This is a genomic window from Streptomyces sp. MS191 (assembly GCF_008042125.1).
Lineage (GTDB): Bacteria > Actinomycetota > Actinomycetes > Streptomycetales > Streptomycetaceae > Streptomyces.
The window spans coordinates 1,476,480-1,501,683 of the sequence record NZ_RDBI01000040.1 but is presented as its reverse complement, the minus strand read 5'-3'; the positions used below and the strand labels follow the sequence as shown (position 1 = coordinate 1,501,683).

Sequence of the window (25,204 nt, the reverse complement as noted above, 5' to 3'; positions counted from 1 at the left end):
CGTGTCGCACCGACGGGGTGTGGCGCAGCTTGGTAGCGCGTCCGCTTTGGGAGCGGAAGGCCGTGGGTTCAAATCCCGCCACCCCGACCACCACGATCGGCGAGCGTCACCACGCGCAGCGGCGGACGGCGGCGGGCGTGACCGGATCCGCCCACATGATCGCGTTGTGGGCGTCATCCCGCTTGCGGTTACTATGCAAGCTGCGTGCCCGTGTGTCTCTCTGACCGGGCCGATCGGCCGGAACCGCCACCAAGCGGCATCGGCAGAATCCAAGAATCAGCCACCAAGGAGACCGAACCGTGAAGAGCGCCGTGGAGACCCTGAACCCGACTCGGGTTCGGCTCACTGTCGAGGTGCCCTTCGAGGAGCTCAAGGACAGCCTCGACGCGGCGTACAAGAAGATCAACCAGCAGGTCACGGTCAAGGGCTTCCGTAAGGGCAAGATCCCGGCTCGTGTGATCGACCAGCGGTTCGGCCGTGGTGCGGTGCTGGAGGAGGCCGTCAACGACGCCCTCCCGAAGTTCTACACCGAGGCCGTCAACGAGGCCGAGGTCAACCCGCTGGGTCAGCCCGAGGTCGACATCACGGAGCTGAAGGACGGCGAGCTGCTGGCCTTCACCGCCGAGGTCGACATCCGTCCGGTCCTCGAGATCCCGGACTACTCGGGCATCGAGGTCACCGTCGAYGCCGTCGAGGTCACCGACGAGGACGTCGAGAAGTCCGTGGAGCAGCTGCGCGAGCGCTTCGCCTCCACCAACCCCGTCGAGCGCGCCGCGGCCGAGGGTGACGTCGTCACCATCGACCTCGAGGCCAAGGTCGACGGCGAGGTCCTGCCCGACGGTGTCGCCGAGGGTGTCTCGTACACCATCGGTTCCGGCGAGCTCCTCGACGGCATCGACGAGGCCGTCACCGGCCTGGAGGCCGGCGACGACGCCACCTTCACCTCGCAGCTGAAGGGCGGCTCCGCCGAGGGCAAGGACGCGGAGGTCACCGTCAAGGTCACCGCCGTCTCCGCCCGCGAGCTCCCCGAGCTGGACGACGAGTTCGCGCAGATGGCGTCGGAGTTCGACACCCTCGACGAGCTCAAGGCCGACAGCCGCAAGCGCCTCGAGAACATGAAGCAGTTCGACCAGGCCACCCAGGCCCAGGAGCGCGTCCTCGACGAGCTCCTCAAGCTGGTCGAGGTCCCGATGCCCGAGAAGCTTCTCGAGGACGAGATCAACACCCGCAAGCACAACCTGGAGCACCACCAGCTCGGTCAGATGGGCCTGACCCTCGACAAGTACCTGGAGATCCAGGGCAAGACCGAGGACGAGTTCCTGGCCGAGACCAAGGAGCAGGCCGAGAAGGGCATCAAGACGCAGTTCATCCTCGATGAGCTCGTCAACAAGGAGAAGCTGAACGTCAGCCAGGAGGAGCTCACCGAGCACCTCATGCGCCGCGCCGCCTCCTCCGGCATGAGCCCCGACCAGTTCGCCCAGGCCGTCGTCGAGGGTGGCCAGGTGCCGATGCTCGTCGGCGAGGTCGCCCGCGGAAAGGCCCTCGCGGTCGTCGTCGAGGCCGCCAAGGTCGTCGACACCAACGGTGAGACCGTCGACCTCGAGGACGACGAGGACGAGGCCGCCGCCGAGACGGTCGAGGCCGTCACCGGCGAGACCGAGGTCGCCGAGGAGAAGAACGAGGCCTGAGCCTCGCGCTGAACCGCTCCACGGGCTCGGACGCACTTCGGTGCGCCCGGGCCCGTGGACGTATGCGCAGGACCCCCAACTACCTTGCGCTCCCAGCGAACAGTTCGGGAAGCGGGATGGCGTTGTCCTACCTGCGCGTTAGGGTCCATGAATACGAGGGCAGGGTCGTACCCCGTCCCCAGTACGAGAGACGCTGAGACGGCCGGAGCCGTCAGAGACGAGCAGGTGGATACGTGACGAATCTGATGCCTTACGCCGCGGGTGAGCCGTCCATCGGTGGCGGCCTCGGCGACCATGTCTACAACCGGCTGCTCGGCGAGCGCATCGTCTTCCTCGGCCAGCAGGTCGACGACGAGATCGCCAACAAGATCACGGCGCAGATGCTCCTCCTGGCAGCAGACCCGGAGAAGGACATCTTCCTGTACATCAACAGCCCCGGTGGCTCGGTGACGGCCGGTATGGCCATCTACGACACCATGCAGTACATCCCCAACGACGTCGTCACGATCGGTATGGGCATGGCGGCCTCGATGGGCCAGTTCCTGCTCACCGGCGGCACCGCCGGCAAGCGCTTCGCGCTCCCGAACACCGACGTCCTGATGCACCAGGGCTCCGCCGGCATCGGCGGCACCGCCTCGGACATCAAGATCCAGGCCGAGTACCTCCTTCGCACGAAGAAGCGCATGGCCGAGATCACCGCGCTCCACTCCGGCCAGACCGTCGAGACGATCATCCGCGACGGCGACCGCGACCGCTGGTTCACTGCGGAGGAGGCCAAGGCGTACGGCCTCATCGACGACATCATCACCCACGCCGCGGGCGTTCCCGGCGGCGGCGGCACGGGCGCCTGAGCCCGGCAGTCCGCTGAAGAGCCCCAGCCCACCGAACGCCACCAGGATGGTGAACACCCCAATGACCCCCAACTTCTCCGCGAGCGGCCTCTACACCGGCGCTCAGGTGGACAACCGGTACGTCGTCCCGCGCTTCGTCGAGCGCACCTCCCAGGGCATCCGCGAGTACGACCCGTACGCGAAGCTCTTCGAGGAGCGCGTGATCTTCCTCGGCGTGCAGATCGACGACGCCTCCGCCAACGACGTCATGGCGCAGCTGCTCTGCCTGGAGTCGATGGACCCGGACCGCGACATCTCGATCTACATCAACAGCCCCGGTGGCTCCTTCACCGCGCTGACGGCGATCTACGACACGATGCAGTTCGTGAAGCCGGACATCCAGACGGTCTGCATGGGCCAGGCGGCCTCCGCCGCGGCCGTGCTGCTCGCCGCCGGCACCCCCGGCAAGCGGATGGCCCTGCCGAACGCCCGTGTGCTGATCCACCAGCCGTCCGGCGGCACCGGCCGTGAGCAGCTCTCCGACCTGGAGATCGCGGCCAACGAGATCCTGCGCATGCGCACCCAGCTCGAGGACATGCTGGCCAAGCACTCCTCGACGCCGATCGAGAAGATCCGCGACGACATCGAGCGCGACAAGATCCTGACCGCCGAGGACGCCCTCGCGTACGGCCTTGTCGACCAGATCGTCTCGACCCGCAAGAGCACGGCCGCCTCGGCAGCCTGACCCTCGGCCTCCCCCTGACACGGTCACGCGGACCGTTCCCGTTCATGTGAACCGTGTCAAGGGGGGCCCGAACGGGGGGTCCGGCAAGGTACCGTCGAATATGAGGCACCAGGAGTGCTGAACCAAGCACTCCCAGGCGAAGGGGAAGCACCTCGTGGCACGCATCGGTGATGGCGGCGATCTGCTCAAGTGCTCGTTCTGCGGAAAGAGCCAGAAGCAGGTGAAGAAGCTCATCGCGGGGCCCGGTGTGTACATCTGCGATGAGTGCATCGACCTCTGCAACGAGATCATCGAGGAAGAACTCGCCGAGACGAGCGAGGTGCGGTGGGAGGAGCTCCCCAAGCCCCGCGAGATCTACGAGTTCCTCGAGGGGTACGTCGTCGGGCAGGAGCCCGCGAAGAAGGCCCTCTCGGTCGCGGTGTACAACCACTACAAGCGCGTCCAGGCCGGCGAGAACGGCGGCGCGCAGGGCCGTGACGACGCCATCGAACTGGCGAAGTCCAACATCCTCCTGCTGGGCCCCACCGGGTCCGGCAAGACGCTGCTCGCGCAGACCCTGGCCCGGATGCTCAACGTCCCGTTCGCCATCGCCGACGCGACGGCGCTCACGGAGGCCGGCTACGTCGGCGAGGACGTCGAGAACATCCTGCTCAAGCTGATCCAGGCGGCCGACTACGACGTCAAGAAGGCCGAGACCGGGATCATCTACATCGACGAGATCGACAAGGTCGCTCGGAAGAGTGAAAACCCGTCGATCACCCGTGATGTGAGCGGCGAGGGCGTCCAGCAGGCCCTCCTCAAGATCCTGGAAGGCACCACGGCCTCCGTGCCGCCGCAGGGCGGCCGCAAGCACCCGCACCAGGAGTTCATCCAGATCGACACGACGAACGTGCTCTTCATCGTGGGCGGCGCCTTCGCCGGCCTGGAGAAGATCATCGAGTCGCGTGCGGGCGCCAAGGGCATCGGCTTCGGGGCGACCATCCGCTCCAAGCGCGAGATCGAGGCGAGCGACCAGTTCCAGGAGGTCATGCCGGAGGACCTGGTGAAGTTCGGGATGATCCCGGAGTTCATCGGCCGTCTGCCCGTGCTGACGTCGGTGCACAACCTGGACCGCGAGGCGCTGCTGCAGATCCTCGTCGAGCCGCGCAACGCGCTGGTGAAGCAGTACCAGCGGCTCTTCGAACTGGACGGCGTGGAGCTGGACTTCGACCGCCCGGCCCTGGAGGCCATCGCCGACCAGGCGATCCTGCGCGGCACGGGCGCGCGTGGCCTGCGGGCCATCATGGAAGAGGTCCTGATGTCGGTGATGTACGAGGTCCCGTCCCGCAAGGACGTGGCCCGCGTGGTCATCACGGCGGACGTCGTGCACAACAACGTGAACCCGACGCTGGTGCCGCGGATCGTGAAGAACGACGGGCGCCACGAGAAGTCGGCGTAGCAGGTCACAGCAGAGGGGCGCCCGGCCGGTTGWCGWCAACCGGCCGGGCGCCCCTCTGCGTCGCGCGTCAGGCCTTGACGCGGACTTCCTTGCGGAGCTTGGCCGAGATGGTGGCCGCCTCCTCGGGGGAACCGGCCTTGCCCGCGGCGACGGACGCCATGTCCATCGGGGTCACGAAGCCCACCGTGCTGTGGTCGGCCCACACGCAGAACGTCATGGTGAACGCCGGCGCGGACGTGGCGGCGTCGGCCTTGGTCTTGGCCTGCTGGCACTTGAGGATCGCGCCGTCGAGTTCCGCCGGCTCGTACTCCTTCGGGCTGCCGAGCAGTTCGGGCTCGTCGGCCTTCCCCTTGTCCTTGTCGGCCTCCGTCTTGATGCTGGCGAAGACGCTGTCGACGACCTTCTCGGGGTCGTCGATCTCCCCGTACAGGCCGTTGAGGGAGATCATCTTGGTGCCGAGCGGGTTGGCCGGGTCCTTCACCTGATAGAGCGCGCTGACGTTCTTGGCGTTCTTGACGCCGTTCTGCTGCGCGTCCTTGAGGGAGTCCTTGTCACCCGCACCGTCGCTGCCCGGCGCCTTCTTGTACTCGCCGAGCACCGTCTCCGGGGTGACCAGCTTGTGCGGGCCGTCGTCGGCCACCGAGGAACCGCCGCCCCCGGCGGTGAAGTACCACGCGCCACCGGCGATCAGCGCGAGCGCGACGACGGCACCACCGATGATCAGGCCGGTCTTCTTCTTCGGGGCACCCGGCGGGGGCGGCGGGTAGCCGCCCGGGGCCTGGCCGTACGGAGGCTGCTGAGGGGGCTGGCCGTAGGGGCCGGGCTGCTGCTGCGGGTACCCGTACGGCTGCTGCTGCGGCGGCACGCCCTGCGGCGCCTGCTGCGGGTAGCCGTAGCCGGGCTGGGGCTGACCGTGCGGCGGCTGCGGGGGCTGCTGACCGTACGGGCCCGGCTGGCCGTACGGCCCGGGCTGCTGAGGCTGGCCGCCGTACGGGCCCGGCTGGTTGTAACTCATGGACAGGTTCCCCTCACAGGATGTTTATGCGTAGCGAACATCCTGTCGGAACCGCGTCGCCACCGGGGCGGCGGGGGTCACACCGTTACGGAACAATCGCGTTTCAGGACCACCCGGTGACACCCCTAAACTGGGCCCGTGACCGACAACACTCAGCAGCAGCCAGCAGCCAACCCCGAACTGCCGACCCAGTACGCGCCGGCCGAAGTAGAGGGGAAGCTGTACGAGCGCTGGGTAGAGCGTGGTTACTTCGAGGCCGACGCGAACAGCGACAAGCCTCCGTACACCATCGTCATTCCGCCGCCGAACGTCACGGGCTCGCTGCACCTGGGCCACGCCTTCGAGCACACGCTGATCGACGCCCTCACCCGCCGCAAGCGGATGCAGGGTTACGAGACGCTGTGGCAGCCGGGCATGGACCACGCCGGCATCGCCACCCAGAACGTCGTCGAGCGCGAGCTCGCCAAGGAGGGCAAGTCCCGCCACGATCTGGGCCGCGAGGCGTTCGTCGAGCGCGTCTGGCAGTGGAAGGCCGAGTCGGGCGGGCAGATCTCCGGCCAGATGCGCCGTCTCGGTGACGGCGTCGACTGGTCGCGTGAGCGCTTCACCATGGACGAGGGCCTGTCCCAGGCCGTCCAGACCATCTTCAAGAAGCTCTACGACGACGAGCTGATCTACCGCGCCGAGCGCATCATCAACTGGTGCCCGCGCTGTCTCACGGCCATCTCCGACATCGAGGTCGAGTACCAGGACGACGACGGCGAGCTCGTCTCCATCCGGTACGGCTCCGGCGACACGGAGATCGTCGTCGCCACGACCCGCGCCGAGACGATGCTGGGTGACACGGCCGTCGCCGTCCACCCCGAGGACGAGCGCTACAAGCACCTCGTCGGCACCGAGATCGAGCTCCCGCTCACCGGCCGCCGGATCCCGGTCGTCGCCGACGAGCACGTCGACCCGGAGTTCGGCACCGGAGCCGTCAAGGTGACCCCGGCGCACGACCCGAACGACTTCGAGATCGGCCAGCGTCACAACCTGCCGAACCTCGCCGTCATGGACGAGCGCGCGGTCATCACCGCCCACGGCCCCTTCCAGGGCCTGGACCGGCTGGAGGCCCGCTCGGCCATCGTCGCCGCGCTGCGCGCCGAGGGCCGGATCGTCGCCGAGAAGCGTCCGTACGTCCACTCCGTCGGCCACTGCTCGCGCTGCAAGACCACCATCGAGCCGCGCCTGTCGATGCAGTGGTGGGTCAAGGTCGGCCCGCTCGCCCAGGCCGCCGGTGACGCGGTCCGCGACGGCAAGGTCAAGATCCACCCGCAGGAGATGGAGAAGCGGTACTTCGACTGGGTCGACAACCTGCACGACTGGTGCATCTCGCGCCAGCTCTGGTGGGGTCACCGCATCCCGGTCTGGTACGGCCCGAACGGCGAGATCGTCTGCGTCGGACCGGACGACGAGATTCCCACGGGCGAGGGCTGGCACCAGGACACCGACGTCCTCGACACCTGGTTCTCCTCCGGCCTGTGGCCGTTCTCCACGCTGGGCTGGCCCGAGCAGACCGACAGCCTGGCGAAGTTCTACCCGAACTCCGTCCTGGTCACCGGCTACGACATCCTCTTCTTCTGGGTCGCCCGGATGATGATGTTCGGCCTGTACGCGATGGACGGCACCCCGCCGTTCCACACCATCGCCCTGCACGGCATGGTCCGCGACCAGTTCGGCAAGAAGATGTCGAAGTCCTTCGGCAACGCGGTCAACCCGCTGGACTGGATGGACACCTACGGCTCCGACGCCGTCCGCTTCACCCTGGCCCGCGGGGCCAACCCCGGCGTCGACGTGCCGATCGGCGAGGACTGGGTCCAGGCGTCCCGGAACTTCGCCAACAAGATCTGGAACGCCACGCGCTTCGCGCTGATGAACGGCGCCACGGTCGAGGGCCCGCTGCCGGACCCGTCGCAGATGTCCGCCACGGACCGCTGGATCCTCTCCCGTCTCAACAAGACGGTCGCCGAGGTCGACGCGTTCTACGACGACTACCAGTTCTCGAAGCTGTCGGACTCCCTGTACCACTTCGCGTGGGACGAGGTCTTCGACTGGTTCGTCGAGCTGTCGAAGACGACGTTCTTCGCCGGCGGCGAGCAGGCCAAGGTCTCCGGCCGTGTCCTCGGCGAGGTCCTGGACGTCACCCTGCGGCTGCTCCACCCGGTCGTCCCGTTCGTCACCGAGACGCTCTGGACGACGCTCACGGGTCAGGAATCGGTCGTCATCGCCGACTGGCCCCAGGACTCCGGCTTCCGCGACGACGCCGCCGAGGCCGAGATCGAGCTCGTCCAGCGCGTGGTCACCGAGGTCCGCCGGTTCCGTTCGGACCAGGGCCTGCAGCCCGGCCAGAAGGTCCCGGCCCGTCTGGAGCTGGACGGCACCGCGCTCGCCCCGCACGAGGCGGCCATCCGGCAGCTGCTCCGGCTCCAGCCGGAGGGCGAGGGCTTCTCCGCCACCGCCTCCCTGCCGGTCGCCGGTGCCACGGTCGCGCTCGACCTGTCCGGCACGATCGACGTCGCGGCGGAGCGCAAGCGCCTCGCCAAGGACCTCGCCGCTGCCGAGAAGGAGAAGGCGCAGGCCAACGGCAAGCTCGGCAACGAGGCGTTCCTGGCGAAGGCGCCGGACAACGTGGTCGAGAAGATCCGGACGCGCCTCGCCAAGGCGGACGAGGACATCGCCCGGATCCAGACGCAGCTGGACCGGCTGCCGCAGGCCTGACGGCCGTCGCGGACGCCTGAGCGGATCGATCGACGCGGGCCCGGAACCCTCTGGTTCCGGGCCCGCGCTTTTGTCCGAAGTGCCGGACATCACACCACTTGTGACCAAGGTCCGTCCCTCCGGGTCCAAGGACCTTGCATGATGGAGGGCATGTTCCGCTTCCCCGCCGCCCACGCGCTGCGTCGCTGCGTGGACCGGTGGGCGGGCTCACCGCGCGCCCTCGACGTCGTCACCGCGCTGAGCGCCTTCGCGCTGATGTCCCTCGACGTGCCGGGCCTCGCGCGCGCCGACAACTCGCTGACGGGCGTCACCGCCTCCCTGGTCCTGGCGGCCGGGGCCGGGACGCTGGTGCTGCGGCGCCGGCTGCCCTGGGTGCCGTACCTCGTGGCGCTCGTCCTGATGGGCTGGCTCCACGAGGTCACGATGGTCCAGTTCGCGCTCTACTCGCTCGGCCGCTTCCGCGGCCGGCGGGTCGCGATCGTCGCGACCGCGCTGTACGTGCTCGCGGCGTACGGTCTCTTCCTCACCCCCGGCTGGCCCGCCCGGCACGGCGACACGCTGAGCGACTTCCTGAGCCTCGTCGTCCCGATCGGTGTCCTGGCCGCGGGCGTCGGCATCGCCGCGTACCGCCAGGACCTGGTGCGGGCCCTGGAGGCCCAGCGCTCCGAGGCCGCCGCCCGGCAGGCGGTGCAGGAGGAGCGGATCTCGGTCGGGCGGGACGTGCACGACCTGGTCGGCCGGGAGCTGACGGTGCTCGCGGTGCGGGCCGAGGTGCTGTCCGTACGCGCCCGGGGAGAGGCCCACCAGAAGGACTTCGAGGAACTCGCCGACACCGCGCGGCGGGCGCACCACATGCTCAACGAGACCGTCGTCCGCCGCGCGGACGGGGTGGCGGAGACCCCCGGCCTGGACGGCCTCGCCGTGCTCGCCGAGGAGAGCGAGCGGATGGGCGGCCCGGTGGACCTGACCGTCGCCGAGGAGGCGAAGGCGCTGTCCCCGCTCCGGCAGACGGCCGTGCACCGGGTGGTCCAGGAGTGTCTCACCAACGCCGCCAAGCACGCCCCCGGGCTGCCGGTGACCGTCTCGATCACGGTCGCCGGAGCCGATCTGCTCGTCGAGGTCGCCAACCCGCTGCCCCGGACGCCGCCGGACCGCGCCCCGGTCTCGGCCGGCACCGGCCTGTTCTCGATGGAGGAACGCGTCACCAGCATGGGCGGCACGCTCACGGCCGGCCCGGACGGCGACACCTACCGGGTCACCGCCCTGCTTCCGACGGGCCTGCGCCTCTAAGGCCTGTCCGGGGGTCCCATGATCGCCGGGTACGCCCGGACGGCCCGGCGGGCGGTGGACCGAAAGTCCCGAAAGGGGTGGGTCCATGGCCACGGCGGTACCCCTCCGTAGACTGGGCGCGTGAGTGAGCCCCGCGACCAGTTCGACGAGTCCGACCCCTTCGACGGGATCGTCGACGCCGAGACCGACCGTGACCCCGACCTGGCGGTGATCGAGGCCGGCAGCCGCACGCTGCGCGCGCAGTCCGGTCCGCCCCAGGGCGACCCCGTGCCCGCCCGGCCCGCCGACCCGGAGGTGGACCGGGCTCTGCGTGACGTCGAGACCGATCTGGCCACGCGCTGGGGCGAGACGAAGCTGGAGCCGTCGGTCCGCCGGATCGCCGCGCTGATGGACGTGCTGGGCGAGCCGCAGCGCGCGTACCCCTCGATCCACATCACCGGCACCAACGGCAAGACGTCCACGGCGCGGATGATCGAGGCGCTGCTCGGCGCCTTCGACCTGCGCACCGGCCGCTACACCTCGCCGCACGTGCAGACGATCACCGAGCGGATCAGCCTGGACGGCACCCCGATCTCCGCCGAGCGCTTCGTCGAGACGTACCAGGACATCAAGCCGTACGTGGAGATGGTGGACGCCCGCGAGGAGTTCCGGCTCTCCTTCTTCGAGGTCATCACCGCGATGGCCTACGCGGCCTTCGCGGACGCCCCGGTGGACGTGGCGGTCGTCGAGGTCGGCATGGGCGGCACCTGGGACGCCACGAACGTCATCGACGGCTCGGTCGCCGTCGTCACCCCCATCGACCTGGACCACACCGACCGGCTCGGCAACACGCCCGGCGAGATCGCGGGCGAGAAGTCCGGCATCGTGAAGCAGGGCGCGACCGTGATCCTGGCGCAGCAGCCGGTGGACGCGGCGCAGGTCATGCTGAAGAAGGCCGTCGAGGTGGACGCGACGGTGGCGCGCGAGGGCATGGAGTTCGGCGTCGTCCGGCGCGAGATCGCGGTCGGCGGCCAGCTGCTGACCCTGCGCGGCCTCGGCGGCGAGTACGAGGAGATCTTCCTGCCGCTCTACGGCGCGCACCAGGCGCACAACGCCGCGGTGGCGCTCGCCGCCGTCGAGGCGTTCTTCGGCGTCGGCGCGGACCAGACCCGCACCCTGGACATCGACACGGTCCGCCGGGCCTTCGGCTCGGTCTTCTCGCCGGGCCGCCTGGAGGTCGTGCGCAGCTCCCCGACGGTCATCCTGGACGCGGCGCACAACCCGGCCGGCGCGCGGGCCACGGCGGACGGCATCGCCGAGTCGTTCGGCTTCTCCCGGCTCATCGGCGTGGTGAGCACCAGCTCCGACAAGGACGCCCGGGGCCTCCTGGAGGCCTTCGAGCCGATCTTCGCGGAGATCGTGATCACGGCGAACTCCAGCCCGCGCGCGACCGACGTCGACGCGCTCGCGGCGATCGCCGTGGAGGTCTTCGGCGACGAGCGGGTGGTCGTCGAGCCGCGGCTGGACGACGCGATCGAGGCGGCGATCACGCTCGCCGAGGAAGAGGACGAGTACGCCGGCGCGGGTGTGCTGGTCACCGGTTCGATCTTCACGGTCGGGGACGCCCGGCTGCTGCTGGGAAGGCGCTGAATCCGATGCGTACGCTCTGTGCCTCGACCCTGATCGGCGAGGTCTTCGTGATCGGCTTCGCCGGTCTGGTCGCCATGAAGGACGACAGCCTGTCCATGGCGGCGGTCTGGTCGGTCTGCGGTGTCGCGATGCTGCTGTCGGTCCTGCTGTGCGGGATGATCACCCGCCCGGGCGGGCTCCAGCTCGGCTGGGCGCTGCAGATCGCGCTGATCGCGAGCGGCTTCGTGGTGCCGGTGATGTTCTTCCTGGGTGCCGTCTTCGCGGTGCTGTGGTGGGCCTCGATCCACTACGGCCGCAAGATCGACGAGGCGAAGGCGCGCTGGGCCGCGCAGGCGGAGGCGGCGGAAGCCGCGGACGCCGCCGCCTCGGCGTCGTAGGCGCCCGGCGTCTCCCGAGGGCCTGACGCTGCGTAATCGCGCGCCGGGTCCGCCCTGTAGCCTCTGAGGTCCCGCACACTGCATTACGAAGGAGTCCCCACCGTGAGCCAGCGCAGCCTCGTCCTGCTCAAGCCCGACGCCGTCCGCCGTGGCCTGGTCGGCGAGATCATCGGCCGCATCGAGCGGAAGGCCGGCTGGACCCTCGCCGCGCTGGAACTGCGCGAGCTGGACCAGGAGACGCTGGAGCAGCACTACGGCGAGCACAAGGGCAAGCCCTTCTACGAGCCGCTGATGGGCTTCATGCAGTCCGGCCCGGTCGTCGCCCTGGTCGTCGAGGGCGAGCGCGTCATCGAGGGCCTGCGGACCCTCGCCGGCCCGACGGACCCGATCGCGGCCGCGCCCGGCTCCATCCGTGGGGACTACGGCACCATCGTCCGCGAGAACCTGATCCACGCGTCGGACTCCGAGGAGTCCGCCATTCGGGAACTGAAGATCTTCTTCCCGGGTCTCGTCTGACCCGTTCACTGACTCGACGTCAGCCGAACACCGCAACGACCTGGGGCGACCGATGGAATTTCGGTCGCCCCCGGGCATATGAACGGCACAATCGGGAACGCATCGCAGCGTCCTACCGTCACCTCTACTGAGGTGGACCGCCGCGCGGGATCCGTGGGGGCGGCACTACGATGGAAAACTCCAGCCGCAGTACCCACTCGCCCACCATCTCGCCGACCTGAGAAGCCGTCAACGCTCCGATAGGGAAGGCCCGACGCATCCTCATGGGAAACAAGGGGAACTCAATGTCGTTCATCGGCCGTGACATGGCTGTCGACCTCGGGACCGCCAACACGCTGGTGTACGTCAGGGGTCGAGGCATCGTTCTGAACGAGCCGTCCGTCGTCGCGATCAACACCAACACCGGTGGCATCCTGGCCGTCGGCGCCGAGGCGAAGAAGATGATCGGGCGGACGCCCGGCAACATCGTCGCGGTCCGGCCTCTGAAGGACGGCGTGATCGCCGACTTCGAGATCACCGAGCGGATGCTCCGCTACTTCATCCTCAAGATCCACAAGCGCCGCTACCTGGCCCGCCCCCGGGTCGTCGTCTGTGTGCCCTCGGGCATCACGGGAGTCGAGCGCCGCGCCGTCATCGAGGCGTCGACGCAGGCCGGCGCCCGCCAGGTGCACATCATCGAGGAGCCCATGGCCGCGGCCATCGGCTCGGGCCTGCCGGTGCACGAGGCGACCGGCAACATGGTCGTCGACATCGGCGGCGGCACCACCGAGGTGGCCGTCATCTCCCTCGGCGGAATCGTCACGGCACAGTCGATCCGGGTCGCCGGCGACGAGCTGGACAACGCGATCATCCAGCACATCAAGAAGGAGTACTCGCTGCTCCTCGGTGAGCGGACCGCCGAGCAGATCAAGATCACCATCGGCTCGGCCTACGACCTCGACAAGGACGAGCACACCGAGATCCGGGGCCGCGACCTCGTCTCCGGCCTGCCCAAGACCGTGGTCATCTCCGCCGCCGAGGTCCGCAAGGCCATCGAGGAGCCGGTCAACGCCATCGTCGACGCCGTGAAGACGACGCTCGACAAGTGCCCGCCCGAGCTCTCCGGTGACGTGATGGACCGCGGCATCGTTCTCACGGGTGGCGGCGCCCTCCTGCGCGGCCTCGACGAGCGACTCCGCCGGGAGACCGGCATGCCGATCCACATCGCCGAGGACCCGCTGGACTCGGTGGCGCTCGGCTCGGGCAAGTGCGTGGAGGAGTTCGAAGCCCTCCAGCAGGTCCTGGACGCACAGCCCCGCCGATAACGGACCGATGACGATCCGCTGCACGGGTGGCAAGGTCCCCCGGGCGGCGGATCGTTGATATAACGGCATGAATCGGACAGAACAACCGAACCAAGAGGAAAGGCACGGCCGCCGCACGTGAGGGACACACGAGAGAGCCGGCTGCTCCTGGTGCTGCTGATCGCCATCGCGTTCGCACTGATCACGGTGGACATCCGAGGCGGACAGGAGTCACCGGTGGACGGTGCCCGGCAAGCCGCCGCCGCGGTCTTCGGACCGGTGGAGAACGGCGTCGCGGCGGCCGTGGACCCGATCGGCAACGCCATAGGGGCGGTACGCGACTCCGGAGAGCGCCACACCCGGATCGCCGCCCTGGAACGCGAGAACGCCGCCCTCAAGGCCAAGCTCGGCAGCGACGACCGCAACCGCAGCCGGATCCGCGAGCTCGACACCATGCTGAAGACGGCCGGCGCCGGACAGTACGGGATCAAGGCGGCCGAGGTCATCGCCATAGGAGCGGCCCAGGGCTTCTCCTGGACCGTCACCATCGACGCCGGCGCCAACGACGGCATCACCCGGGACATGACCGTGCTCAACGGCTCCGGCCTCGTCGGCCGCGTCACGACCGTCGGCCCCTCCACCTCGACCGTGCTCCTCGCCAACGACCCCGACTTCACCGTCGGCACCCGCATGGAGAAGACGGACGAGCTCGGCTTCGCCACCGGCCAGGGGGACCGCCCGCTGCTCGTCCAGCTGCTCAACGGCAAGGCCAAGGTGAAGGCCGGCGACCGGCTCGTCACCTTCGGCTCGCAGGCCGACAAGCCCTTCGTGCCCGGCGTCCCGGTCGGCGAGGTCGTCCGCGTCGACCCGGCCGGCGGCGGCCTGACCCGCAACATCTACGTCCGTCCGTACGTCGGCTTCACCAAGCTGGACATCGTCGGCATCGTGGTCCAGGCCCCGCGCACCGACCCCCGCGACACGGTCCTGCCGGCCAAGCCCAAGCCCGCGCCGACCGTCACCGTCACGGTCAGCCCGCCACCACCGGACGGGCAGCAGCCGGGACAGCCGCAGACCCAGGGCACCGCACGGAACGAAGAGGACGGAGTGACGCCGTGAAGTTCAACCGCATCCTTCTCTCCGTCACACTCGTCGTGGTCGCCCTGGTCGTCCAGGTCTCCGTCCTCGCCCGCCTCCAGCTCCCGGGCGCCGTCCCCGACCTCGTCCTGCTGACCGTCGTCGGTCTCGCACTCGTGTACGGGCCGGTCAGCGGCTCGCTCATCGGCTTCGGCGCCGGCCTCCTCGCGGACCTCGCCCCGCCCGCCGACCACGCCGCCGGCCGCTACGCCCTGGTCCTCTGCGTCATCGGCTACCTCGCCGGACTGGCCCGCCCCGACAACGGCCGGCTCAAGTCCGCCACCGGCCCGATGGCCGTGGTCGTCGCCGCCGCGATCGGCTCCACCCTGCTCTACGCGGGCGTCGGCGCCCTCGTCGGCGACACCGCCGCCCGCCATGTCGGCCTCGGCTCGCTGCTGTTCACCGCGGCCGTCTACGACCTCCTCCTCGCGCCCTTCACCGTGCCGCTGATCATGGCCCTGGCCCGGCGCGCGGAGAACGACCCGCTCGCCGAGTCCGCAGGCGGCGGCGCCGACGTCGCCTCCGGCTGGCTCTCCTCGGGGACCGGCCTGCGGATCGGCAGCCAGCGCAGCGGCCTCCGGGTGAAGGCCGCCCGCAACAGAGCCTCACGCGCCGGACGCATCAAGGGAGTCAAGCGACTGTGACCGAGGGGACCACCGCAGTATGAGCAACATCCCCGAGACCGGGCGGACACCCAGGGTCCAGATCCGGCTCGTCGTCATCCAGGTCCTCGTCTTCTCCCTCCTGCTCACCCTCGGCGGACGCCTCTGGTACCTCCAGATCCGCAACGGCCAGGAGTACACCGACGAGGCCAAGAACAACGGCGTCCAGCGGGTCGTCCAGCCCGCCGTCCGCGGCTCCATCCTCGACGCCCGCGGCGTCCCGCTCGCCGACAACGAGACCCGGCTCGTGGTCTCCGCGTCGCGCACCGAGCTGATGAAGATGAAGGACGACGGCAAGGGCGTCCTCACCCGCCTCGCCGGCGTCCTGGGCATGAAGCCCAAGGACGTCATGGACAAGGTCCGGCTCTGCGACTCCGAGACGCCGCAGCCCTGCTGGAACGGCTCCCCCTACCAGCCGATCCCCGTCACCGCCGAGGCCACCACCCAGCAGGCCCTGCAGATCCGCGAGCGCGCCGAGGACTTCCCCGGCATCACCGCCGAACCGACCGCCGTCCGCCGCTACCCGGCCCCCGGCAAGTCCAGGACCTCGCAGGTCCTCGGCTACCTCTCGCCCGTCACCGACGCCGAGATCGAGAAGGCCAAGGACAGCGACTCGCCCTTCCTCCGCTCCGACCAGGTCGGCCGCTCCGGCCTGGAGCGCACCTACGACAAGGAGCTGCGCGGCAAGGCGGGGGTCACCCGCTACGAGGTCGACAACCTCGGCCGCGTCATCGGCGAGGCCAAGAGCGACAAGGCCGTGCCCGGCGCCAACGTGGTCACCTCCATCGACGCCCGCGTCCAGGCGGTCGCCGAGTGGGAACTCCACAACGCGATGCTGGAGGCCCGCAAGACCTACGACAAGAACACCAGCGAGAACTACAAGGCCGACTCCGGCGCCGTCGTCGTCATGGAGGCGAAGACCGGCCGGATCGTCGCCATGGCCTCGCTTCCCGACTACGACCCCAACGCCTGGGTCGGCGGCATCTCCGGCAAGGACTACGCGGCCCTCACCAGCAAGGCGTCCAACCTCCCGCTGCTCAACCGGGCCATCCAGGGCCAGGCCGCACCCGGCTCGATCTTCAAGGTCATCCCGACCACGGCCGCGGTCAACGCCGGGTACGAGTTCAACGGCCGCTACCCGTGCCCCTCCTCGTACTCCATCGGCAACCAGGTCTTCAAGAACTTCGAGTCCCAGGGCCACGGCTCCATCACCCTCGGCCAGGCCCTCGAGGTCTCCTGCGACACCGTCTACTACGCCCTCTCCCACCAGCAGTGGCAGAAGGACGGCGGCATGAAGCCGAAGAAGAACGCGAAGGACTGGTTCTACAAGACCGCGCACCAGTTCGGCCTCGGCGCCGAGACCGGCATCGACCTCCCCAACGAGGTCTCCGGCCGCGTCCCCGACCGCAAGTGGAAGCAGGACTTCTGGGCGGCCAACAAGGACTACTGGTGCAAGGTCGGCAAGCGCGGCGGCACCTACGTCCAGCAGCTCAGCTACGAGAACTGCCTCGAAGGCAACCTGATGCGCGCCGGTGACTCGGTCAACTACTCGATCGGCCAGGGCGACACGCTCGTCACCCCGATCCAGATGGCCACCATCTACGCCGCCATCTCCAACGGCGGCACGATGTACAACCCCACCGTCGGCAAGGCGGTCGTCAGCCCCGACGGCAAGAAGGTCACCGAGATCAAGCCCAAGTCCCACGGCCGCCTGCCGATGGACACCAAGACCCAGGCGTTGATAGAGGAGGCCCTCGCGGGAGTCGCGACCCGCGGTACGGCCGCCTGGCGATTCGGCGGCTGGCCGCAGGACAAGATCCCGATGCACGCCAAGACGGGTACGGCGGAGGTCTACGGCAAGCAGACGACCTCCTGGTTCGCCACGTACACCAAGGAGTACGCGATCGTCATGACGATCTCCCAGGGTGGTACGGGCTCCGGCGCCTCCGGCCCCGCCGTGCGCAACATCTACGACGCGCTCTACGGACTCGACGACTCCGGCCACCAGGACCTCAAGCGGGCCCTGCTGCCGCAGCCGCAGAAGGGCCTGCCCAAGATCGAGGCCGACGGCTCCATCGACGCTCCGAAGGTGACGCCGTACGACCCCGAGTCCCAGAAGGTCGACCCGCTCAAGCAGGCCGGCGGCCAGACGGACGCCACCCCGCCGGACGACGGGACCGCGGACCCGGCCAAACCGGACGACGCGCAGGACCTCGCGGGCCCGCCCGCCACCTGGCGGAGGGACTGACATGAGCGCACCCCACGGCTTCTCCGTCGCCCGGTACGCCCCCGAACGCGGCGCGTTCGCGAAACTCACCGCCCGCGACTCGCTGCTGCGCCGGCTCGACTGGCCGATGCTGCTCGCCGCGCTCGCCCTCTCCTTCATGGGCGCGCTGCTCGTCTGGTCCGCCACCCGCGGCCGCACCGAGCTCAACAACGGCGACCCGTACTACTTCCTGTTCCGGCACGTCCTGAACACCGGAATCGGCCTCGCCCTGATGATCGGCACCGTCTGGCTCGGCCACCGCACCCTGCGCGGCGCGGTGCCGATCCTCTACGGCATCTCGATCCTCCTGATCCTCGCCGTCCTCACCCCGCTGGGCGCCACCATCAACGGCGCCCACGCCTGGATCGTCATCGGCGGCGGCTTCTCCCTCCAGCCCAGCGAGTTCGTGAAGATCACGATCATCCTGGTGATGGCGATGCTGCTGGCCGCCAAGGTCGACGCCGGCGACCAGCTCCACCCCGACCACCGCACCGTGGCCAAGGCGCTCGGACTGGCCGCCCTGCCCATGGCCATCGTCATGCTGATGCCCGACCTCGGCTCGGTCATGGTGATGGCGGTCATCGTGCTCGGCGTCCTCCTGGCCTCCGGCGCCTCCAACCGCTGGGTCCTCGGCCTGATCGGCGCCGGCGTCCTCGGCGCCGTCCTGGTCACCACCCTCGGCATGCTGGACGAGTACCAGATCAACCGCTTCGCCGCCTTCGCCAACCCGGAACTCGACCCGGCCGGCGTCGGCTACAACACCAATCAGGCCCGCATCGCCATCGGCTCCGGCGGACTGACCGGCGCCGGCCTCTTCCACGGCTCCCAGACCACCGGCCAGTTCGTGCCCGAGCAGCAGACCGACTTCGTCTTCACCGTGGCCGGCGAGGAACTCGGCTTCCTCGGAGCCGGACTGATCCTGGTCCTGCTCGGCGTGGTCCTCTGGCGGGCCTGCCGCATCGCCCGCGAGACCACCGAGCTCTACGGCACCGTCGTCGCCGCCGGGATCATCGCCTGGTTCGCCTTCCAGTCCTTCGAGAACATCGGCATGACCCTCGGGATCATGCCCGTCGCCGGACTCCCCCTGCCGTTCGTCTCCTACGGCGGCTCGTCGATGTTCGCGGTCTGGGTGGCGATCGGACTGCTCCAGTCCATCAGGGTGCAGCGACCGATGACGGCCTGAGCGCCCCTGCCCTTCCGCGCGCATCGCGTCTAGATTCGATGCATGGCGGAGACGAAGCGCGAGATCGAGCGGAAGTACGAGGCCACACCCGGCACAGGACTCCCGGACCTCACCCGGGCTCCGGGAGTCTTCGCCGTCCTCGACCGGGGCGTCACCGAACTCGACGCCGTCTACTACGACACCCCCGGGCTGCTGCTGGCCGCCGACTCCCTCACCCTGCGCCGCCGCACCGGCGGCGAGGACGCGGGCTGGCACCTCAAGTTCCCCGTCGCGACCGGCATCCGCGACGAGATCCGGGCGCCGCTGGCCGACACCCTGCCCCGCACCCTGGCGCAGCTCCTGCGCTCCCGCGTCCGCGACGAACAGGTCGTCCCCGTGGTCCGCCTCCGCTCCCACCGCGACGTCCACCACCTCCTCGACGCCTCCGGAACGCTGCTCGCCGAACTCTCCGTCGACACCGTCCACGCCGAACGCCTGGGCGCCGGCGGTACCGGCGAGACCACCTGGACCGAGATCGAGGTCGAACTCGCCGACGACGCCGACCCGGCCGTCCTCGACGCCGTCGAGAAACACCTGAAGAAGGCCGGCGTGCACCCCTCGGAGTCCGCCTCGAAGCTGGCCCGGGCGCTGGCCGAGACCGGCGGCGGCCCGCACTCCCCAGCGGGCCCCCCGACGGACGGCGCCCCGGACGAGACGACCGCCGGCGGCCTGATCCTCGCCTACGCGCGCGAACAGCGCGACGCCCTCGTCGCCCTCGACCCGGCCGTGCGCCGCGACCTCCCCGACGCCGTCCACCAGATGCGGGTGGCCACCCGCAGACTCCGCAGCGCCTTCAAGAGCTACCGCAAGGTCCTGGACCGCAGGGTCACCGACCCTCTCGGCGAGGAGCTGAAGTGGCTCGCCGGCGAACTCGGCGTCGCCCGCGACCAGGAGGTCCTCGCCGCCCGGCTCCGCGCCCGCGTCGACGAACTGCCGCGGACCCTCGTCCTCGGCCCCGTCCACGCCCGGCTGCGGATCCGGAACGCGAAGTCCGCCGCCGCCGCCCGCGGCCGCGTCCTCACCGCCCTCGACTCCGCCCGCCACCTCGCCCTCCTCACCACCCTCGACGCGGTCCTCGCCGACCCACCCCTGCGCAAGGCCGCCCACCGGGACGCGGGACCCGTCCTCGCCGCCGCCGTACGCAAGGACCACGCCCGGCTCTCGGACCGGGCCGAGCACGCCCTCGCCCTCCCCGCCGGCCACGACCGCGACCTCGCGATGCACGAGGCCCGCAAGGCCGCCAAGCGCACCCGCTACGCCGCCGAGGCCGCCACCCCCGCGCTCGGAAAACCCGCCAGGAAGTTCACCAAGAGGGTGAAGGCCGTCCAGAGCCTCCTCGGCGAACACCAGGACGGCGTCGTCGCCCGCGACGCCCTGCGCACCCTGGCCGTCCAGGCCCACGCGGCGGGGGAGTCCGCCTTCACCTGGGGAGTCCTGTACGGCCGGGAGGAAGCGGACTGCGCCGCCCGCGAGCGGGAGTTTCCGCAGGTCTGGGCGAAGGCGTCCCGGCCGGGACTCGGCGCGCCGGGGACCCGCTGAGCACCGGGTACGCTTGAGAGTCGCCCCCTGCCAGCTCACGAAGGTTCGAGATGTCTGCTGCCGAGTCTGTCTTCCCGCAGCTCGAAGCCCTGCTCCCGCACGTGCAGAAGCCGATCCAGTACGTCGGCGGAGAGCTGAACTCCACGGTCAAGCCGTGGGAGTCCGCCGACGTCCGCTGGGCACTCATGTACCCGGACGCGTACGAGGTCGGTCTGCCCAACCAGGGCGTCATGATCCTCTACGAGGTGCTGAACGAGCGCGAGGGCGTTCTCGCCGAGCGGACCTACAGCGTCTGGCCGGACCTCGAGGAGCTGATGCGCGAGCACCACGTGCCCCAGTTCACCGTGGACAGCCACCGCCCCGTCGGCGCCTTCGACGTCTTCGGCCTGAGCTTCTCCACCGAGCTCGGCTACACCAACATGCTCACGGCCCTGGACCTGGCGGGCATCCCGCTGGAGGCCAAGGACCGCACCGTCGACCACCCGATCGTGCTCGCCGGCGGCCACGCCGCCTTCAACCCCGAGCCGATCGCGGACTTCATCGACGCCGCGATCATCGGCGACGGCGAGCAGGCCGTGCTGGACATGACCGAGATCATCCGGGGCTGGAAGGCCGAGGGCCGCCCGGGCGGGCGCGAGGAGGTCCTCCTCCGCCTCGCCAAGACCGGGTCGGTCTACATCCCCGGCTTCTACGACGTCGAGTACCTGCCGGACGGCCGGATCGCCCGCGTCGTCCCCAACCGCTCCGGCGTGCCGTGGCGCGTGTCCAAGCACACCGTCATGGACCTCGACGAGTGGCCCTACCCGAAGCAGCCGCTGGTCCCGCTCGCCGAGACCGTCCACGAGCGGATGTCCGTCGAGATCTTCCGCGGCTGCACCCGCGGCTGCCGTTTCTGCCAGGCCGGCATGATCACGCGCCCCGTGCGGGAGCGAAGCATCACCGGCATCGGCGAGATGGTCGAGAAGGGCCTCAAGGCGACCGGCTTCGAGGAGGTCGGCCTGCTCTCCCTGTCGAGCGCCGACCACACCGAGATCGGTGACATCGCCAAGGGCCTCGCCGACCGGTACGAGGCCGACAAGGTCGGCCTGTCCCTCCCCTCGACCCGCGTGGACGCGTTCAACGTCGACCTCGCGAACGAGCTGACGAGGAACGGCCGCCGCTCCGGTCTCACCTTCGCCCCCGAGGGCGGCTCCGAGCGCATGCGCAAGGTCATCAACAAGATGGTCTCGGAGGAGGACCTGATCCGGACCGTCTCCACGGCGTACGGCAACGGCTGGCGCCAGGTGAAGCTGTACTTCATGTGCGGCCTGCCGACGGAGACCGACGAGGACGTCCTCCAGATCGGCGACATGGCGGTCAACGTCATCGCCGAGGGCCGCAAGGTCTCCGGCCAGAACGACATCCGCTGCACGGTCTCGATCGGCGGTTTCGTGCCGAAGCCGCACACGCCGTTCCAGTGGGCGCCGCAGCTCTCCGCCGAGGAGACCGACGCGCGCCTGACGAAGCTCCGCGACAAGATCCGCGGCGACAAGAAGTACGGCCGCTCCATCGGCTTCCGCTACCACGACGGCAAGCCGGGCATCGTCGAGGGCCTGCTGTCGCGCGGCGACCGCCGCATCGGCGCGGTCATCCGCGCGGTGTACGAGGACGGCGGCCGGTTCGACGGCTGGCGCGAGCACTTCTCGTACGACCGCTGGATGGCGTGCGCCGAGAAGACGCTGCCCGGCATGGGCGTCGACGTCGACTGGTACACGACGCGCGAGCGCACCTACGAGGAGGTCCTGCCCTGGGACCACCTGGACTCCGGTCTGGACAAGGACTGGCTCTGGGAGGACTGGCAGGACGCGCTGGACGAGACCGAGGTCGAGGACTGCCGCTGGACGCCGTGCTTCGATTGCGGGGTCTGCCCGCAGATGGGCCTCGACATCCAGATCGGCCCGACGGGCAAGAAGCTTCTGCCGCTGTCGGTCGTCAACAAGTAGCAGCGCCTGCGCCGTCGGCCCCGTCCACCTCGGACGGGGCCGACGGCGTCAACGGCCGACCTCCGGGAAGGCGGCCCGCCTGATGATCAGCCGCTCCTCGACATCGGCCGGGACGCTGAGCTGCAGCTCGATGGCGGGCGCTCTGGTTCCGGGGATCTTCGTGCGACTCACCCGGCAGGTGACGCCGGCCCGCCGCAGGTCGTCGGCCATGACCTGCCTGCCCGCACGTTCCCAGCGGTCACCGAAGGTCTCACCGCTCGTCGATACGGCCCAGCGCGGCGTGGACCGCCGGCTCCCTCCACGGTCGCTCACGTACTCCCGCACCCGCACCGGATGCGCGCCCCATGCGGCCATGACCTGGCTGTGCAGCATGCGGTAGACGGCATCCGGGTCAGGAGCGCCCAAGCCTCCGCTCCGACAACTCCGGCAGCGCAGGTAGGCGTACGTACGGCTCCTCACGGCAGTCCGCTGGACGGTCATGTTCGTCCCGCAGTCCGCACAGACCAGAACCCCCAGGAAGGCGGTCGCGCCGGCCGGGTTGCGACGGGGCTGCGATCGGCTCCGCCGGTCGAGAGCGGTCTGAAGGGTCTCCCACTCGGTCTCGGTGAAGATCGGGTCGGCCACGCGGACGGGGAGGTTGTCCTTGTCGCGGACGACCCTCGACCGGCGGACCCCGCCGTCCTTGTCCTCCACGACACGCAGGCCCATCAGTGCCGGGTTCCGCAGTCTCCTCAGCAGCGTGGTGGCCGTCCACTGGCCGCCCCCGCCGGTGGGGATCCGACCACGGACGAGCACGGTGGCCATGCGGCGTGCGGAGACTCCCCGCACCGCCGCCCGATGACACCACCGCAGTACGCGGCCGGCTCGAGGCTCGATGACCAGCTTCCCGCCGCCATCGGTCGTGTATCCGTAGGGCGGCTTGCCCACGAGCCAGTCCGACTGGGTTCTGGCGTAGTCCCAGAGGCTCGCCACCCTGGCGCTCGTGCTTCGCGTCTCGATCGCCGACAGAGCTCCGACGAGCTCTGCCGCCGCCTTCCCGAGGGGGGTGGACAGGTCGATGACATCATGCTTCGAGATCAGGTTCTTCCCGTGGGCCGCACACCAGTCGATCATGGTGCTGAGATCGGTCACCCGCCGGACGAAGCGGTCCATCTTCCAGAAGAGGATCACGTCGAAGTCCGGCACCCTGTCGTTCAGCCAGCGCCCCAGTTCTCTGCGTCGCCAGGGCGGGACCCGCGTGGCCGAGACGTTCAGATCTCTGGCGACACCCACGACACGCAGCCCTCTTTCCCTGGCCAGACTCCGCAGTTCGAGCTCCTGGCGCACGGGTGAGGTGGTGTCCGCGGTGAGGGTCGAGAGCCGCACCGAGATCAAGGCGCGAGGGGCGTCCACGGGAAGCGTGCGCTCGTCCCGGCGGAGCTCCTCGATTAGCGCCAGGTCGGTCTCCCTCCAGTGGACCCCGGTCGCGCACGCGCCCAGATCTTCGTTCAAGCTTTTCTTCATGCCCTGACAACGGCAGGTCCCGGGCTTGGTCGTGGGTGTGTGGATCTCTCGCAGATGGACACCCAGATCCAGATCGGCCCCACGGGGCAGAAGCTGCTGCCGCTGACGGTCGTGAAGCAGCCCGTTCCGGTAACACTCCGGCGACGGCCCGGTGCGAGGGGAAACCCTCCACCGGGCCGTCGCGTCATTCCCGGCATGAGCATGGAGAACGCGCAGCCCCGGCCCGAACCGGAGGGCTGTCTGACGGCGGCCGTGAGGATTCCGGTCCGGATCGTGGTCCTGGTCGTCGTCGTCCCGGTCCGGATGGTCTGGGACCTCCTCGTCGTCGCCGCGAAGGCCCTCGACCGGGTGCTGCTGCGTCCGGTGGCGCGGGCCGCCGCCTGGCTCTTCCGGTACACCGTGACCGTCCCGCTGGGATGGCTCGCCGAGCACGTCCTCGTACCCGTCCTGCGCGGCCTCTTCATGACCGCGGAGTGGCTGGCGAAGGCGTTGTTCGTGTGGCCGTGGGTGGGGCTGTGGCGGTAYGTGGTCGTRCCGGTTTGCCGCTACGGCATCGGAGTGCCCGCCGGATGGCTGTACCGCGCGGTCCTCGTGCCGATCGGCACCGGCCTCGGCCACTTGGCCCGCTGGATCCACCGATGGGTGATCGCCCCCACCGGACGCGCACTGGCCCTGGGCCTCACCGGCCTCGGCCACGCCCTGACCTGGGCCGGCAAGGCGCTCTTCGTCTGGCCCTGGGTCGGCGCGTGGCGCTACGTCCTCGTGCCCGTGGTCCGCTACGGCGTCGTCGTCCCGCTCCGCTGGCTCGGGCGACGCGTCCTCGTCCCCCTCGGCCGCGAGCTCCTCGACGCGCTCACGGTCTGCTGGCGGATCGCCGGATTCGTCTCCCGGGCCGTCTGGCGCGCCCTCGGCCGCGCCGCCTGGAATCTCGTCGGGAGGCCCGCCGCCTGGTTCTACCGGAGCGTCTGCACTCCCGTCGGCCACTGGACCCGCGACCGGATCTGGGCGCCGGCCCGCATCGCGGCCGTCGAGGCGGGCCGCGCCGCCCGCGACGCGCTCGCCACCGCGCGTGCCACCGTCCGCCAGGCCCGCCGCGACGCCTGGCACGCGCTGGTCGGCGGACCCCGGGTGACCGAGCCTGTGGAACCGGTGGTGGCCCCGGCGCGTACTCTGGGTAGTACAACGAACGCCTCCGGCGCGGCGCCCGCACCCGAGATCTCCCTGCGAAAGCAGGGGTGAGCCGGTAACGGGCCCCCCAGGGGGCCACCCGCATTCCGTGGGCGGCGCGCCACCGCGCCCGCTCCGCACCGAGGAGAAGAACCACT

General features: G+C 69.9%; 19 protein-coding genes and 1 tRNA gene. 18 read left to right on the top strand and 2 right to left on the bottom strand.

All coding sequences use genetic code 11. The features are described from left to right. The first annotated feature begins 13 nt into the window (after positions 1–13). The 5 genes from EAO71_RS13890 to clpX all read left to right on the top strand — a co-directional run bounded on the left by EAO71_RS13890 (position 14) and on the right by clpX (position 4,701). Positions 14–90: transfer RNA gene (locus tag EAO71_RS13890), tRNA-Pro, on the top strand. Positions 91–299: 209 nt separating this feature from the next. Then, positions 300–1,688 carry a trigger factor gene (gene tig / locus EAO71_RS13885; RefSeq protein ID WP_147978021.1) on the top strand — a complete coding sequence of 463 codons (1,389 nt, stop codon included), beginning with the start codon at positions 300–302 and terminating at the stop codon, positions 1,686–1,688. Positions 1,689–1,921: 233 nt separating this feature from the next. After that, positions 1,922–2,539: an ATP-dependent Clp protease proteolytic subunit gene (locus tag EAO71_RS13880; RefSeq protein ID WP_147978020.1), complete on the top strand. Its 618-nt coding sequence runs from the start codon at positions 1,922–1,924 to the stop codon at positions 2,537–2,539. 46 nt (positions 2,540–2,585) lie between these two features. Then, the gene (locus EAO71_RS13875; RefSeq protein ID WP_147978019.1) at positions 2,586–3,263 is read left to right on the top strand and encodes an ATP-dependent Clp protease proteolytic subunit; all 678 of its coding nucleotides are present in this window, start codon (positions 2,586–2,588) and stop codon (positions 3,261–3,263) included. 154 nt (positions 3,264–3,417) lie between these two features. Then, entirely contained in the window at positions 3,418–4,701 is a 1,284-nt protein-coding gene (clpX, locus tag EAO71_RS13870; RefSeq protein ID WP_147978018.1) for an ATP-dependent Clp protease ATP-binding subunit ClpX, read from the top strand. 67 nt (positions 4,702–4,768) lie between these two features. On the opposite strand, the gene EAO71_RS13865 is transcribed toward clpX, so the two are convergent. Then, complete coding sequence (locus EAO71_RS13865; RefSeq protein ID WP_147978017.1) at positions 4,769–5,716, bottom strand: hypothetical protein; 948 nt, start codon at positions 5,714–5,716, stop codon at positions 4,769–4,771. 138 nt (positions 5,717–5,854) lie between these two features. Here EAO71_RS13865 and EAO71_RS13860 point away from each other — a divergent pair, with 138 nt between their 5' ends. The 12 genes from EAO71_RS13860 (at position 5,855) to EAO71_RS13805 (ending at position 22,376) form a co-directional block, all read left to right on the top strand. Further along, positions 5,855–8,476 (top strand): valine--tRNA ligase, encoded by a 2,622-nt coding sequence (locus EAO71_RS13860; RefSeq protein ID WP_147978016.1) that lies wholly within the window; start codon positions 5,855–5,857, stop codon positions 8,474–8,476. A gap of 138 nt (positions 8,477–8,614) precedes the next feature. Beyond that, the gene (locus tag EAO71_RS13855; protein ID WP_147978015.1) at positions 8,615–9,766 is read left to right on the top strand and encodes a sensor histidine kinase; all 1,152 of its coding nucleotides are present in this window, start codon (positions 8,615–8,617) and stop codon (positions 9,764–9,766) included. A gap of 120 nt (positions 9,767–9,886) precedes the next feature. Continuing rightward, complete coding sequence (gene folC / locus EAO71_RS13850; protein ID WP_147978014.1) at positions 9,887–11,395, top strand: bifunctional tetrahydrofolate synthase/dihydrofolate synthase; 1,509 nt, start codon at positions 9,887–9,889, stop codon at positions 11,393–11,395. A 5-nt stretch (positions 11,396–11,400) separates the two neighbouring features. Next, the gene (locus tag EAO71_RS13845; RefSeq protein WP_147978013.1) at positions 11,401–11,772 is read left to right on the top strand and encodes a DUF4233 domain-containing protein; all 372 of its coding nucleotides are present in this window, start codon (positions 11,401–11,403) and stop codon (positions 11,770–11,772) included. 102 nt (positions 11,773–11,874) lie between these two features. Beyond that, on the top strand, positions 11,875–12,288 hold the full coding sequence (gene ndk, locus EAO71_RS13840) for a nucleoside-diphosphate kinase (protein ID WP_147978012.1): 414 nt from the start codon (positions 11,875–11,877) through the stop codon (positions 12,286–12,288). Between the two features lie 284 nt (positions 12,289–12,572). After that, positions 12,573–13,592, top strand: coding sequence for a rod shape-determining protein (locus tag EAO71_RS13835; protein ID WP_017239313.1), 1,020 nt, complete (start codon positions 12,573–12,575; stop codon positions 13,590–13,592). A gap of 117 nt (positions 13,593–13,709) precedes the next feature. Continuing rightward, complete coding sequence (gene mreC, locus EAO71_RS13830) at positions 13,710–14,687, top strand: rod shape-determining protein MreC (protein ID WP_147978011.1); 978 nt, start codon at positions 13,710–13,712, stop codon at positions 14,685–14,687. Then, positions 14,684–15,349, top strand: a complete 666-nt coding sequence (mreD, locus tag EAO71_RS13825; RefSeq protein WP_147978010.1) for a rod shape-determining protein MreD — start codon at positions 14,684–14,686, stop codon at positions 15,347–15,349. Before mreC ends, mreD begins: the two co-directional genes overlap by 4 nt. Positions 15,350–15,368: 19 nt before the next feature. Next, positions 15,369–17,615 carry a penicillin-binding protein 2 gene (gene mrdA / locus EAO71_RS13820; RefSeq protein ID WP_147978009.1) on the top strand — a complete coding sequence of 749 codons (2,247 nt, stop codon included), beginning with the start codon at positions 15,369–15,371 and terminating at the stop codon, positions 17,613–17,615. A 1-nt stretch (position 17,616) separates the two neighbouring features. Then, complete coding sequence (gene rodA, locus EAO71_RS13815) at positions 17,617–18,816, top strand: rod shape-determining protein RodA (protein ID WP_147978008.1); 1,200 nt, start codon at positions 17,617–17,619, stop codon at positions 18,814–18,816. Positions 18,817–18,858: 42 nt separating this feature from the next. Further along, positions 18,859–20,394 (top strand): CYTH and CHAD domain-containing protein, encoded by a 1,536-nt coding sequence (locus EAO71_RS13810; protein WP_147978007.1) that lies wholly within the window; start codon positions 18,859–18,861, stop codon positions 20,392–20,394. A gap of 50 nt (positions 20,395–20,444) precedes the next feature. Continuing rightward, the gene (locus EAO71_RS13805; RefSeq protein ID WP_147978006.1) at positions 20,445–22,376 is read left to right on the top strand and encodes a TIGR03960 family B12-binding radical SAM protein; all 1,932 of its coding nucleotides are present in this window, start codon (positions 20,445–20,447) and stop codon (positions 22,374–22,376) included. A 48-nt stretch (positions 22,377–22,424) separates the two neighbouring features. On the opposite strand, the gene EAO71_RS13800 is transcribed toward EAO71_RS13805, so the two are convergent. Further along, positions 22,425–23,867, bottom strand: a complete 1,443-nt coding sequence (locus tag EAO71_RS13800; RefSeq protein ID WP_261992127.1) for a recombinase family protein — start codon at positions 23,865–23,867, stop codon at positions 22,425–22,427. A 207-nt stretch (positions 23,868–24,074) separates the two neighbouring features. Between EAO71_RS13800 and EAO71_RS13795 the strand changes: the two genes are divergently transcribed. Next, on the top strand, positions 24,075–25,118 hold the full coding sequence (locus EAO71_RS13795) for a hypothetical protein (protein ID WP_147978004.1): 1,044 nt from the start codon (positions 24,075–24,077) through the stop codon (positions 25,116–25,118). Positions 25,119–25,204: the final 86 nt, after the last annotated feature.

Coding starts and splice junctions, on each gene's coding strand:
- EAO71_RS13875 (WP_147978019.1), top strand. CDS start 2,586: ATGGTGAACACCCCAATGACCCCCAACTTCTCCGCGAGCGGCCTCTAC.
- EAO71_RS13865 (WP_147978017.1), bottom strand. CDS start 5,716: ATGAGTTACAACCAGCCGGGCCCGTACGGCGGCCAGCCTCAGCAGCCC.
- EAO71_RS13855 (WP_147978015.1), top strand. CDS start 8,615: ATGATGGAGGGCATGTTCCGCTTCCCCGCCGCCCACGCGCTGCGTCGC.
- EAO71_RS13845 (WP_147978013.1), top strand. CDS start 11,401: ATGCGTACGCTCTGTGCCTCGACCCTGATCGGCGAGGTCTTCGTGATC.
- EAO71_RS13835 (WP_017239313.1), top strand. CDS start 12,573: ATGTCGTTCATCGGCCGTGACATGGCTGTCGACCTCGGGACCGCCAAC.
- mrdA (WP_147978009.1), top strand. CDS start 15,369: ATGAGCAACATCCCCGAGACCGGGCGGACACCCAGGGTCCAGATCCGG.
- rodA (WP_147978008.1), top strand. CDS start 17,617: ATGAGCGCACCCCACGGCTTCTCCGTCGCCCGGTACGCCCCCGAACGC.
- EAO71_RS13810 (WP_147978007.1), top strand. CDS start 18,859: ATGGCGGAGACGAAGCGCGAGATCGAGCGGAAGTACGAGGCCACACCC.
- EAO71_RS13805 (WP_147978006.1), top strand. CDS start 20,445: ATGTCTGCTGCCGAGTCTGTCTTCCCGCAGCTCGAAGCCCTGCTCCCG.